This is a genomic window from Altererythrobacter chaiwopuensis (assembly GCF_054957755.1).
Genome location: NZ_JBTXJG010000001.1, coordinates 1,575,356 through 1,587,591, shown reverse-complemented (window position 1 = coordinate 1,587,591; position 12,236 = coordinate 1,575,356). Strand labels below are relative to the sequence as shown.

Below are 12,236 nucleotides of genomic sequence, written 5' to 3'. Positions count from 1 at the left end.
TATAGGGGGCGCCCCGCCAGTGCTGCGGGCCTGTTGGGGTGTAGCCAAGCGGTAAGGCACCGGTTTTTGGTACCGGCATGCGCAGGTTCGAATCCTGCCACCCCAGCCAGCTTTCTGTCCATACATATCCGGGGATCGAACCTGCCTGCGAAGCAGCCAGCAGGTTCGGAGTCGAGGCGCCATGCGCCGAGACGACCGAAGGGCAATCCTGCCACCCCAGACACTTCCATAAATGTGATGTTTGTCAATTATTTAGTTGTCTAAAGAGGCCCTCTGTGGGCTAGTTTTGTGGGCCCATTTTGTGGGCCAACCGGCCAACGTCGGCGGCCCTTTTCTGCTCAACATAAATACGTAAGCACCCTACTGGTCTTGGAACCCCCGCCAAACCCATCGGGCCGCCCAAAGGACCAAAGGAATTGCTAGCGGGACAGCGACAGCTGAGAAGCCAAACGCCCAAAGCGATTCATTAAAGCAGGACTTGAAGGCAGCGCTGTTGAGTTTGACAGCTATGAACTGCTTCTCGCAGGCATCAAGCCGTTCGGTGTGCTGCCACAGGCTGAAAGCCGCCCAAACAACGACGAAGGCCACCCAGAGACGAAGCCAGCCTTTTTTCCGCGTCGACATTCTCACTTGTTGGCGGACATTTGCTTAACGAGCAAGCGCAGACTTCCCCCAATATTTTCAATATAAGAACGTAAAGACCTTCATCTGCGCCTGATTGTCATAGGTCGGATCAGCTATCGAACGCAATCCGGGAATGCTTGAGTCAATGCCTGCTCGACTAGTGTCAGCGCGAAGCCATGCCGCTGTTCCGGGTTTTCAAGCAGATATCTGACTACAATGTCCTTTACTTGCTCGTAATCAACCGTGCTTGGCACGCAAAAATAGGCTGCGTCGCCGTTCCTCACGGTCGCAGCAAGGGCGAAGGGTTCATAGATACCGCGAATGTATCCATGGCAAGCCAGAGAAAGGTCACCGTCGCTTGTGCACCATCTAAAAAGACTATTTCCATCCAAGATCGGTGTGGTTGCCTCTGCCGCTTTGGGCGCAAAGAACATCGTGAGGCTCAGGGCAATGATCGTCAGGAAGGTTTTCATTTAAGCTCTTTCTCCTCATGGTGCGTACGTAAGGACCTGCGAACAGTTCACAAGAAGATCAGCGGCTTGAGTCCGCAATCCATTTTTGAGGCTGTATAGTCGATCTGCGACTTAGATGAGGCTTCAATGGCAGTCGATATCCTCTTCCACAAATACGACATGAACAAGGTGGCCGAAAATCAGCGGGTGAATCTTACCCGCGAGATTGACGGCATAGCGGACGAGCGATTATTGAACACCGAACTATCCGACCTGCAAAGCTACTTCGTGGATATGCGGACCTTGGCCCGCCACTTATTCCCTCTGTTCTGCAGGTAAGCAACCTTGTCTCCGATGCTCTGTGGGTCAATCCTGTGGCCATTAGCATCTGTATTACAAGGGAATATAGGAGTTCCGCTGGTTACAGGGCCCTAAATCTTGGGCTCCTGCCACCCCAGCCAGCTTTCGCCCCGACGGGCGCTACCGCAATTCCACCTCTGCCTGCGGGTTATTGGGCACCATGATCATGGTGGTGCCGCCCTCAACCCGCCACGAGGCCAGCCGCGACAGCAGGTTCATCCCGATTACGTTTGTGTCGCCGAAACTGGGCGAAGTAACGACATCAAGGCCGCGCGCCGCAACATTGCCGAAGCGGATTTCGTCAGCAGTAGCCAACTGAGCCGAAACCGCGCCGTTGGCGGTGCTGATCATGACCGGCAGCCCGCCGCGGCGCGGCTTTAGCCCAGCGCGGTCTGCCACATCCTGCGACACGGCGGTGATCGTGGCCCCGGTATCGACCATGAAATTCGCCTGCACCCCGTTGATCTGCGCGCGCAGCCAGAAGTGCCCGTCAGGCGCCATCGGGACGCGCGTTTCGCCGCCCTCCACCACTTGCTGCGGCAATCCGATCTGCGGAACCGCCATTTCGAACCGCGAATCGAAGCGCCCCAGTTGCAATACCACCAGCACCAGCACGCCGCCGAGCACCAGCGTACTGCCTCGGCGCACCCACAGGCCAAGCGGCCACTGGCGCCGGACCATGAAAGAGCCAATCGCGCTTACGCCAATCGCGATCACCACCAGCACCAGCAGGCCCGAACGCGGTACCGCAGCCAAGGTCATCGCCAGATATTGCCAGGTGGATTCGATCGACATGGCCGGTTTATAGGCAAGGCGCACGCCCCGGTCTATCGGCCCGGTCTATCGGCCTGGTCTATCGGGACAGAGAGGTACCTAAGGCGCGCTGCGCGGGATGGTTGCGTCGGCGAGCACCAGCGAGAAGCGCCCTTCACTGTCAAGCCAGCGTTTGGCCGGGGTCCAGCCGCCCGCAAGCAGCAGCATGTTGCCGGTGCGGCGGTTGAACTTGTGGCTGTTCTCGGTGTGGATGCTCTCGCCCTTCTTCAGCGCGAAGCACTTGCCCGAAACGGTGAAGGTGATGTCGCGCCGGGCGACAAGGTGCATCTCGATCCGTGCGTAGTCGTCCACCCAGCGCGCCTCGTGGTTGAGCGCATCGATCGGGATATCGCCATCAAGCTCGCGGTTGATGCGGCGCGCCAGGTTGAGGTTGAATTCGGCTGTTACGCCGGCTGCATCGTCATAGGCGGCGGAAAGAATCTTGGGGTCCTTGATCAAATCCATCCCGATCAGCAATTGCGAGCCCTCGCCCAGCGTCGCACGCATGGTGCGCAGCAGGTCGACCGCGGTGCGCGCAACCATGTTGCCAATGGTCGAGCCGGGAAAGAATCCGAGCTTGGGCATGCCCGCAACTGCGGCGGGTAATTCGACCCGGCGCATGAAGTCGGCCTCGACCGGATAGACCGGCAGGCCGGGAAACTTGGCAGAGAGTTCTGCCGCCGCAGCGCGCAGGAAATCGCCAGCAATATCGAGCGGCACATAGGCCGCCGGCTCGATGGCGGAGAGCAGCAGCGGGGTCTTGACCGAGCTGCCCGAGCCGAATTCAACTACCGCGCGGCCACGGCCCATCAGCCTGGCGAATTCCGCACCCCGTTCGGTCAATATCTCGGTCTCGGCACGGGTAGGATAATACTCGGGCAGCCGGGTGATATCCTCGAACAATTGCGAGCCGGCATCGTCGTATAGCCAACGCGCGGGCACCGCCTTTGGCGCCTGTGCCAGGCCCGCCAGCACATCCTCGCGGAAGGCGCGGTCAACGCCGTCATCGTCGCGCTCGACAAGCGCCATGCCCTGCTTTGCTGTCATGGTGTCAGATGTCCTTTGCCAGCCTGAGCCCGGTGAACTGCCAGCGCTGGTGGGGGTAGAAGAAGTTGCGATAGGAGCTGCGCGAATGCCCGCGCACCGTGGCGCAGCTCGCGCCCCTCAGCACGAACTGCCCGCTCATGAACTTGCCATTATATTCACCCACCGCGCCTGCGGCAGGCCGGAAGCGGGGATAGGGGAGATAGGCCGAGCGGGTGAATTGCCAGCAATCGCCGAACAGGCCCTCGCTCCCGCGCGGGTGCACCGGCCCTGCCCCATCAAGTTGGTTGCCGGCGGCGGCATCCGCGCCCTGCGCCATCGCTTCCCATTCGAATTCGGTTGGCAGCCTTGCCCCCGCCCAGGTGGCGAAGGCATCCGCCTCGTAATAGGAGATATGCGTTACCGGCGCATCGGGATCGCGCACCTGCCAGCCTTGCAGGGTAAAGTGCTCGCCGCGTTCGGTCTCTTTGGGCCAATAGAGCGGCGCCTCGATATCCTGTGCGCCGAGCCAGGCCCAGCCGTCCGACAGCCACAGGCGCGGATCGCGATAGCCGCCTTCGTCGATGAATTGCTGCCATTCGCGATTGGTAACAAGCGACCGTGCCAGCGCAAAAGGCTCAAGCAGCACACGGTGGCGCGGGCCTTCGTTGTCGAAGGCAAAACCCTCACCTTGATGGCCGATCATCGCCACGCCGCCGGGATGGGTGTGCCAGCCGGATTCCGGCCCGGATGCCGGGGCTGCCTCACCATCCCACATCGCCGGGCCAAGCGGGTTCTGGAACAGCGCGTGCTTGATATCGGTGATCAGCAATTCCTGATGCTGCTGCTCATGCGCCAGGCCAAGTTCGATCAGCCCGGCATGCGCCGGATCGTCCAGCAGCGGCGCCATTGCCTTGTCGACATGCGCGCGCCAGGCCAGCACCTGTTCCAGCGAGGGGCGCGACAGCATCCCGCGCGAGAAGCGGGCGATCCGCTCGCCCTCAGCCTCGTAATAGGAATTGAACAGGAACGGCCAATCCGCATCGAAAAGTGTGTAATCCGTCGCATGATCGCGCAGCAGGAAGGTTTCCCAGAACCACGTTGTGTGCGCCAGATGCCACTTGGCCGGCGAAGCATCTTCCATCGACTGAATCGTCGCATCTGCGTCGCTTAATGGCACGACGAGAGCCTCACTCAGGCCGCGTGTCGCACGAAAACGGGCGGCCAGGGTCCCACCCCTGCTCTGGGAGAGGTCAGCGTGCGGTTCGGGCACGGATTGTTCCTGTGTCTGCCGATCCATGCAATGGACCATGCCTCATTGACGTGACAAATGAAAGGCATGCCTCGCGACCAACGGCCGTGAGGCGCACCAATCAAGCGGCGTTTGTCTGGCGCTCGTTTACTTCCTGATTAAGCATCTCTGCCAGCAGGAAAGCCAGCTCAAGCGACTGTGCCGCGTTGAGGCGCGGGTCACAATGAGTGTGATAGCGGTCACCCAGCGCATCGTCGGTAATGGCAACCGCGCCGCCCACGCATTCGGTCACATCCTGACCGGTCATTTCGATATGGATGCCGCCTGGATGTGTACCTTCGGCACGGTGCACCGCAAAGAAGCCTTTCACCTCGGAAAGGATGCGATCAAACGGGCGAGTCTTGAAGCCGCTATCTGACTTTATCACATTCCCGTGCATCGGGTCGCAGCTCCACACCACGGGATGGCCCTCGCGCTGCACTGCTCGCACCAGTCTGGGCAAGCCTTGCTGGATCTTGTCATGGCCGAAGCGACTGATCAGCGTTATCCGCCCCGGCTCGCGCGCGGGGTTGAGCACGTCCAGCAACTCCAATAGTGCATCCGGCTCAAGCGACGGCCCGCATTTCATGCCCAGCGGATTGCCGATGCCACGCGCAAATTCCACATGCGCACTGCCGGGGAAACGGGTGCGGTCGCCGATCCACAGCATATGCGCGCTGGTGGCGTACCAATCCCCGGTGAGCGAATCCTGCCGCGTGAGCGCTTGTTCGTAAGGCAGCAGCAGCGCCTCGTGACTGGTGAAGAAACTGGTTCCCTTGAGCTGCGGCACAGTCGCCGGATCGATCCCGCAGGCCTCCATGAAATCTAGCGCTTCACCGATCCGGTCGGCGGTTTCGGCAAACTTCTCGGCCCACGGCGTCCGGCCCATGAAATCGAGCGTCCATTGGTGCACCTGGCGCAGATTGGCATAGCCGCCCCCGGCAAAGGCGCGCAGCAGGTTGAGCGTTGCCGCAGCCTGCGAATAGGCCTTCACCATTCGCGCGGGATCGTTGCGGCGCGCGACCGGGTCAAACTCGATCCCGTTGATGTTGTCACCCAGATAGCTTGGCAGCGTAATGTCGCCCTGGGTTTCGGTGGGCGAGCTGCGCGGCTTGGCGAACTGGCCCGCCATGCGGCCAACCTTCACCACTGGGCGCTTGCTGGCGAAGGTCATCACCACCGCCATTTGCAGAAGGACGCGGAAAGTATCGCGGATATTGTTCGGGTGGAACTCGGCAAAGCTTTCGGCGCAATCCCCGCCCTGAAGCAGGAATGCATGGCCATTGGCAACGTCGGCCAATTCTGCCTTGAGCGCACGGGCCTCACCGGCAAAGACCAGCGGCGGATAGGAGGAGAGCGTCGTCTCTGCTTCGGCGAGTTCGGCCGCGTCCTCATAATACGGCAAATGCCGCGCCTCGTGTGCCTTCCAGCCGTCGGGTGTCCAATTTTGCGCCACGGTCAAATTCTCAATTCGTGTAATGTCAGTTCAATCAATTGTGCCTTCACGGCAGGCGCGGTTACACGCCCGCTTTCAGAAATGCAAAGTGCAATGGCCGTACAGGATAATAAAATTTCGTGGTGCGACCCAAGCCCGGCTTGTCAGCGCCCTGCGGCTGCGGCGCGTTTGGGGGCCACGGTGCCACTCGCCACGTCTGCCTCCGGTCGGGACACATTTAGCTTCAATTCCTGCCCTTCGGGGATCACGGCAAGCTGCCAGCCTGGGCGCGCCGCAAAATAGCGCCGCGCCAGCAATTGCATGATTTCAGGAGTGGTGTGCGAATAATCGCCCAGCAGGCTGCGCACCAGCTCTACCCGGCGCGGATCTGTGCTCGCACCCTCAAGCTGCATCAGCCAGAACATGTTGCTGGTTGCCGCGCGGCTATACAACTGTGCCAGCGGCTGGGTGGCGCGGGTGATCTCGTCATCGCTTGGCGGATTGTCGGCAAGATCCCGTGCAATCCTTTCTGCTTCAGTGAAAAAGACCGCCACGTCATTCGGTCGCAATTGGGCCAACGCCATGATCATTCCGCCCTGCGGCAGATCGGTGGGCCATTGCGACACTGCTTGCGGCGAATAGCTCGCCCCCAGCCGTTCGCGCAGTGCATCCATCAACCGGTTGTTGAACAGCTCTACCAGGATATCGAGCTGGCGGGACTCACGCAGCCGCTCGATGCCGCCGCCAGTAGGCCAGGCAATCACTGCCGCAGCCTGATTGGCATCACCGCGATGGGTCAGCACCTTGGTTGCCTCGCCTTCCACCTGGGGGAACTCGGGCAGCCGGGCAAGTGTTTCGGCGCTCAGCGGCTTGCGCGGGGGCAAGGCGCCAAAAGTGCGGCGCAACGTTTCTATCACCGCTTCGCGGTCGAACTCACCGAACACCAGCACTTCCACTGGCCCTTCCGCCAGGCGCGGTTCCCATGCCCGGCGGAAGCCCTCAGGCGTGACCTTTTCCATCATCGCCGGATCGGGCGTGGCAAAGCGTGGATCGGAATCGCGCAGCAGGTAATCGAGATCGCGCTGGATAATCCCCGCCGGGCTCGCGGAATAGGAGGCATGGCCCATTTGCATCGCGGCCTTGGCTCGCAGCACAGGGTTGGGATCCCAGCGCGGCATGCCGAGCTTGGCGGCGAAGAGGTAGAGCTGGTCGGCCACATCGGCCGAGCGGGTCTGTGCCGAAAAGGTGAACACGGCATCCTCGATCGCGAAGTCGAAGCCCATCTTGCGGCCCGTCGCCAGTCGGTCCAGATCGTTCTCGTCGATTTCGCCCAGACCGGAGGAAACCAGTGCGGCCTCACCCAGCGCGACATAGGGTGCATCGGCTTCAGAAAAACCTCGGTAGCCCGCACCGAAGCGGGCCTTTACCGACACGCGGCCGGGCTCGTCATCGTTCGACCACAAAATCGCCCGCACCCCGTTGGCGAATTCGATCTGTTCGATGTCGAGCAGGCCGATCGGGCGGCGATCGACGATCTCGCCTGGCTTGCCGATCGGGGGCAACTCGTCGAAGGAAATCGTCCTGCTGGCGAGCCGCGCCGAGCCGTCGGGCGCAACATTACGTGCCATCGCCAGCCTCAGGCGCGCCTGGTCCGCCTCGCCCTCCTGCGGCGTTACATAGACCGCGCGCGTCACCGCGCCTTCAAACAGCTTGCGCGTGTGTTCGAGTACATTGGCCGGGGTGAAGCGTGCGCGCATCCCGCGAAATATGGCCAATGCCACTTCGGGCGATGCCACGGTTTCGCGAATATCCACCGCGCGCACCAGATTGTCAGCCAGATTTCCGCCGGCAAGCACGCGGCGCTGCTCGACTTCGCTGGCAAAGGCAGTGTCGAATTGCGCCACCTCACGATCGATCTCTTCCTGGCTGGGTGGGTGCAACAGAGCATCGGAGATCACCCCCCGCACTTCCGCCAAGGCCTCTTCCCAGCCACCTTCCAGCGGCGAGAAAGAGACGAATGTCGCATCGCTCGAACGCGAAATATCGTTCTGTTCGACCTGCGCATACAGAAAGCGTCCGCCACTGCGCGCGCGCGTTTCGAGCCGCCGGTTGATGATCGCCTGCCCAACTGCATCAAGCATCAGCCCTTCATTATAGACGACGGTGTCCTGCACCTGGCGCCAGGGCCGCATAACTGCGTAGGTCAGGCTGCGCGGCATATCCGGCTCGACAATGACTGAAAGCTCGCCCAGTGGATTGTCGTCATCCGCGCCCGGCGGCGGCAAGGGATCGCCAAAATCGGGGGCGGGCACGTGCTCGCCCGTACCCTGCCAATCACCGAAATAAGTTTCGATCAGGCGCGCAAACTGCAGCGGATCGGCATCGCCAACCACCACGATGAGGGTGTTTTCCGGGCGATACCAGCGATCATGAAAGGCCTTCACTGCTGCGCCATCCGCGGCCCGCAAGGTTCGTTCCGTTCCAATCGGGCGCCGGTTGGCAAGGCGCTGCCCGGCGAACAAGGTGGCCAGCGTCTGTTCGGTTACGCGCTGGGCCGCCCCGCTTTGCTCGCGCATCTCGGCCAGCACGATCGGCACTTCAGTGGCCATATTGCGGTCACTGAGTACCGGCTCACGGACCATGCCCGAAAGCAGCTTGAAGCTTTCCTCAAGCCCGGCGGGGCTGATTCCGGGAAGATCGATATTGTAAACCGTATGCGTGGGGCTGGTTTCGGCATTGGTATCATGCCCAAGGGTTGCGCCGAGCCGCTGCCAGGTCGGAATCGCTTCGCCCTGCCTCAGATATTTGCTCTCGCGGAACAGCATGTGCTCCAGCAGATGGGCAAAGCCCTGCTCGTCATCACCTTCGTGCAGTGAACCGGCATCGATGCGCACCCGGATGGAAACCTGCCCCGGGGGGACACCGTTCTTGCGCACCGCATAGCGCAGGCCATTGTCCATCTCTCCGAACAGCCATTCCTGATCGACCGGGATATTGCTGCCGCGATAGAGCCAGGGCACTTCATCGCCGGTTTGCAGCGACGCGGGCGGCAGGGCCGGCGCGGGCGCAGCGGCAGGCACCTCTTGCGCGGCAAGCGAGAGAGGTGCGGCCAGGGGAGTAACCAGCAGGGTGAGCGCGCCTATGGCACGGAAAAACGCATTCATGCCCCCCATATAAGGAAGCAAGAGGTGAAGGGATAGTGAATGGTGGCCAAGCTTTGCTGCCTTGCCGATGCCAAGGGGTGCGCCTACATGGGTTGGCATGTTCATAGAGACCGAAACCACGCCCAATCCCGCCAGCCTGAAATTCCTGCCCGGGCGGCAGGTAATGGCCAGCGGCACCCGCGAATTCGCCACACCCGAAGCCGCCGAAGCCAGCCCGCTGGCGCAAGCGATCTTTGACACGGGCGAAGTGATCAATGTGTTCTTTGGCGCCGATTTCATCAGTGTTACCGCCGCTCCGGGCGCGAGTTGGAGCGGGCTCAAGCCGCAGGTAGTCGCGATCCTGCTTGACCATTTCGTATCCGAAGCGCCGCTGTTTGCCGGTGGCGACGCCTCCGGAATCAGCCTGCCGGCTGACGACAGCGAAACCCTGCTGGTCGAGGAAGATCCCGCCAATGCAGAGATTGTCGCACAGATCCACGAACTGCTTGAAACCCGCGTGCGCCCCGCTGTCGCGGGCGATGGCGGCGATATCGCCTATCGCGGGTTCAAGGACGGGGTAGTCTACCTGACGCTGCAGGGCGCTTGCTCCGGCTGCCCGTCAAGTACCGCCACGCTCAAGCACGGCATCGAAGGCCTGCTCAAGCATTATGTGCCCGAAGTCACCGAAGTTCGCGCCGCCTGACCTCTCCGACGCCGGAACATTCCCATGACCAAGCAATTTCACGACGTCACACTCAGCAGCAGCGCGCTCGATCAACTGTTCAACGAAGCGCGCACCTATAATGGCTGGCTCGCCAAGCCGGTGAGCGATGACCAGCTGCGCGCCATTTATGACCTGATGAAAATGGCCCCCACCTCGGCAAATATGCAGCCGATACGGATCGTGTGGGCGAAATCGGCCGAAGCGAAGCAGAAGCTGGCCGATTGTGCGAGTGAAGGCAACAAGGCCAAGATCCTGGCTGCTCCGGTCACTGCGATTCTCGCCTATGACATCGATTTTCACGAGGAGCTGCCCTGGCTGTTCCCGCACACCAATGCCAAGAGCTGGTTCGAAGGCGACGAAGTCGCGCGCGAGGAAGGCGCTTTTCGCAATTCCTCGCTGCAAGGTGCCTATCTTATTCTCGCCGCGCGTGCGCTGGGGCTTGATTGCGGGCCGATGTCCGGTTTTGACGCCAGTGCGGTCAATGCCGCCTTCTTCGCCGATGAACCGCGCCACAGGGTGAACTTCATCTGCTCGATCGGTTATGGCGACCCGCAAAGCATTTTCGAACGCAGCCCCCGGCCCGATTTCGACAAGTTCAACTCGATCGTCTAGCTTGCAGGCACCGCCAAGCTGAGGCATCGCAGCGTCATGCGCACGCCCAAACGCACTCTGGTGATAGAGACTGCCACGGAAGCCTGTTCGATCGCGCTGTTCGAAGGCACCGAATTGATTGCGCATGACCACCGCCTGCTAGGGCGCGGCCATGCGGAATTGCTCGTGCCAATGATCGCGGCTTTGCCGGACAGGGGCCGCGCCGACCGGATCCTCGTTTCGCTTGGTCCCGGCAGTTTCACCGGTGTGCGGATCGGCATTGCGGCCGCCCGCGCGCTCGGCTTTGCGTGGCAGGCGGAGGTGCTGGGCTATCCGACGCTGTCGCTGGTGGCCGCGATGGCCAAGGCGCAGCGGCCACAGCAGGCCGTCACCATCTGCATGAATGGCGGGCACGGCGAATTATTCATCCAGAATTTCACAGCCGATTCGATTGCCGAGGGCCAGGTCCGCTCGCTTGGTCCCGCAGATGCAATTACCGCCTGCAAACACACGCTTATTGCCGGCAACCGTGCGAAGGAGCTGGCCGATCTTGCCGGGGCGCACGCCCAGGCACTCGATCTGCTGCCCGATGCCCGGCAAGCCCTTCTGCTCGATCCCTTGCACCTCGGGGCCGAGGTGGCGCCGATCTATGGCCGCGGCCCCGATGCAAAATTGCCCGCCAAGGTGGCGGCCAAATGAGCGGCCCGGTCGCTTCCGCTGGCAGCCAGCTTGATCATGTCATGGCGATAATGGAAGCCGCCTTCGATCCCGCATGGGGCGAGGCCTGGAACCGGCGACAGGTCAGCGATGCGCTGTCCATGCCCAATACCCATGCCTTCGTGGTTAATGACGCCGGTGAGTTGCTGGATTTCGCAGCATCGCCTCAAGCCATCGCAACTGGCTTCCTGCTGACGCGTTATGCACCGGGCGAGGCCGAATTGCTTCTGATCGCAGTGCGTCCCGAAATGCGAGGGCGCGGTTTGGGTGAGCGCCTGATTGCCGTTTTGCGCGATCATGCCCGCTGGCACGGAGCAGAACGAATCTTCCTGGAAATGCGCGAGAACAACCCGGCAGCAGAGTTGTACCGAAAGGTGGGGTTCGAGCCAATTGGCCGACGCCGCGCCTATTATTTGCTGGCTGATGGCACGCGCATGGACGCAATTACTTATGCCCTGTCGCTTGAGTAGCCAGAATTACTGGATAAGGTAAATTTATCCATCTTATCCGGTTGCAAATTCACGAATTTGGGTTCATCGTTTTACGATCGGGGGGAAAACTCCGAGCACAAAAAAATTGCGAGGAACTCATGGATACGACCGAAGCAGATATGAAAGAGACGCTGATTACACTTACATCTGACATCGTAGCGGCGCATGTCAGCAATAATTCCGTAGCGGTTGACGACGTGCCGTCGCTGATCAGCAATGTATTCGCAGCGCTTTCATCGCTCGGCGGTGGGGCAACCGTGGCAGAGGCGCGGCCCGAACCGGCGGTGTCGATTCGTGCGTCCGTAAAGAAGGATCACGTCGTCTGCCTCGATTGCGGCAAGAAGATGAAGATGCTGAAGCGGCATCTTTCGACTGAGCATGGCATGACCCCCGACGAATACCGTGCGCGGTGGGAGCTTGGCCCGGATTACCCGCTGGTGGCGCCAAACTATGCCGAAACGCGGCGCAAGCTCGCCAAGGAGATCGGCCTTGGCAAAATTCCGGGCCAAAAGCGCGGTCGGCGCAAGAAAACTGCCTGATCTTCCAGGCATCAGCTTGAGGTGAGCGCCTTG

At 61.2% G+C, this 12,236-nt stretch carries 12 protein-coding genes and 1 tRNA gene; 7 read left to right on the top strand and 6 right to left on the bottom strand.

The features are described from left to right. The first annotated feature begins 34 nt into the window (after positions 1-34). Positions 35-109: transfer RNA gene (locus ACX2DJ_RS07885), tRNA-Gln, on the top strand. 628 nt (positions 110-737) lie between these two features. On the opposite strand, the gene ACX2DJ_RS07880 is transcribed toward ACX2DJ_RS07885, so the two are convergent. Continuing rightward, on the bottom strand, positions 738-1,097 hold the full coding sequence (locus ACX2DJ_RS07880) for a Rap1a/Tai family immunity protein (protein ID WP_462571922.1): 360 nt from the start codon (positions 1,095-1,097) through the stop codon (positions 738-740). Between the two features lie 126 nt (positions 1,098-1,223). Between ACX2DJ_RS07880 and ACX2DJ_RS07875 the strand changes: the two genes are divergently transcribed. Then, positions 1,224-1,415, top strand: coding sequence for a hypothetical protein (locus ACX2DJ_RS07875; RefSeq protein ID WP_462571921.1), 192 nt, complete (start codon positions 1,224-1,226; stop codon positions 1,413-1,415). A gap of 141 nt (positions 1,416-1,556) precedes the next feature. Here the strand turns inward: ACX2DJ_RS07875 and ACX2DJ_RS07870 are convergent, their stop codons facing one another. The 5 genes from ACX2DJ_RS07870 to ACX2DJ_RS07850 all read right to left on the bottom strand — a co-directional run bounded on the left by ACX2DJ_RS07870 (position 1,557) and on the right by ACX2DJ_RS07850 (position 9,162). Further along, complete coding sequence (locus ACX2DJ_RS07870; RefSeq protein WP_462571920.1) at positions 1,557-2,231, bottom strand: retropepsin-like aspartic protease family protein; 675 nt, start codon at positions 2,229-2,231, stop codon at positions 1,557-1,559. Positions 2,232-2,309: 78 nt separating this feature from the next. Next, positions 2,310-3,296: an L-histidine N(alpha)-methyltransferase gene (gene egtD, locus ACX2DJ_RS07865; RefSeq protein WP_462571918.1), complete on the bottom strand. Its 987-nt coding sequence runs from the start codon at positions 3,294-3,296 to the stop codon at positions 2,310-2,312. A 4-nt stretch (positions 3,297-3,300) separates the two neighbouring features. Beyond that, positions 3,301-4,572, bottom strand: coding sequence for an ergothioneine biosynthesis protein EgtB (gene egtB, locus ACX2DJ_RS07860; protein WP_462571917.1), 1,272 nt, complete (start codon positions 4,570-4,572; stop codon positions 3,301-3,303). 73 nt (positions 4,573-4,645) lie between these two features. Continuing rightward, positions 4,646-6,019 carry a class II 3-deoxy-7-phosphoheptulonate synthase gene (locus ACX2DJ_RS07855; protein ID WP_462571916.1) on the bottom strand — a complete coding sequence of 458 codons (1,374 nt, stop codon included), beginning with the start codon at positions 6,017-6,019 and terminating at the stop codon, positions 4,646-4,648. A 143-nt stretch (positions 6,020-6,162) separates the two neighbouring features. Continuing rightward, positions 6,163-9,162 (bottom strand): M16 family metallopeptidase, encoded by a 3,000-nt coding sequence (locus ACX2DJ_RS07850; protein WP_462571915.1) that lies wholly within the window; start codon positions 9,160-9,162, stop codon positions 6,163-6,165. Between the two features lie 97 nt (positions 9,163-9,259). Between ACX2DJ_RS07850 and ACX2DJ_RS07845 the strand changes: the two genes are divergently transcribed. The 5 genes from ACX2DJ_RS07845 to ACX2DJ_RS07825 all read left to right on the top strand — a co-directional run bounded on the left by ACX2DJ_RS07845 (position 9,260) and on the right by ACX2DJ_RS07825 (position 12,203). Continuing rightward, on the top strand, positions 9,260-9,844 hold the full coding sequence (locus ACX2DJ_RS07845; RefSeq protein ID WP_462571914.1) for a NifU family protein: 585 nt from the start codon (positions 9,260-9,262) through the stop codon (positions 9,842-9,844). A gap of 24 nt (positions 9,845-9,868) precedes the next feature. Continuing rightward, complete coding sequence (locus ACX2DJ_RS07840; RefSeq protein WP_462571913.1) at positions 9,869-10,477, top strand: malonic semialdehyde reductase; 609 nt, start codon at positions 9,869-9,871, stop codon at positions 10,475-10,477. Between the two features lie 36 nt (positions 10,478-10,513). Then, positions 10,514-11,155: a tRNA (adenosine(37)-N6)-threonylcarbamoyltransferase complex dimerization subunit type 1 TsaB gene (tsaB, locus tag ACX2DJ_RS07835; protein ID WP_462571912.1), complete on the top strand. Its 642-nt coding sequence runs from the start codon at positions 10,514-10,516 to the stop codon at positions 11,153-11,155. After that, positions 11,152-11,643 carry a GNAT family N-acetyltransferase gene (locus ACX2DJ_RS07830; RefSeq protein ID WP_462571911.1) on the top strand — a complete coding sequence of 164 codons (492 nt, stop codon included), beginning with the start codon at positions 11,152-11,154 and terminating at the stop codon, positions 11,641-11,643. Before tsaB ends, ACX2DJ_RS07830 begins: the two co-directional genes overlap by 4 nt. 119 nt (positions 11,644-11,762) lie before the next feature. Further along, complete coding sequence (locus ACX2DJ_RS07825) at positions 11,763-12,203, top strand: Ros/MucR family transcriptional regulator (protein WP_462571910.1); 441 nt, start codon at positions 11,763-11,765, stop codon at positions 12,201-12,203. The last annotated feature ends 33 nt before the right edge of the window (positions 12,204-12,236 follow it).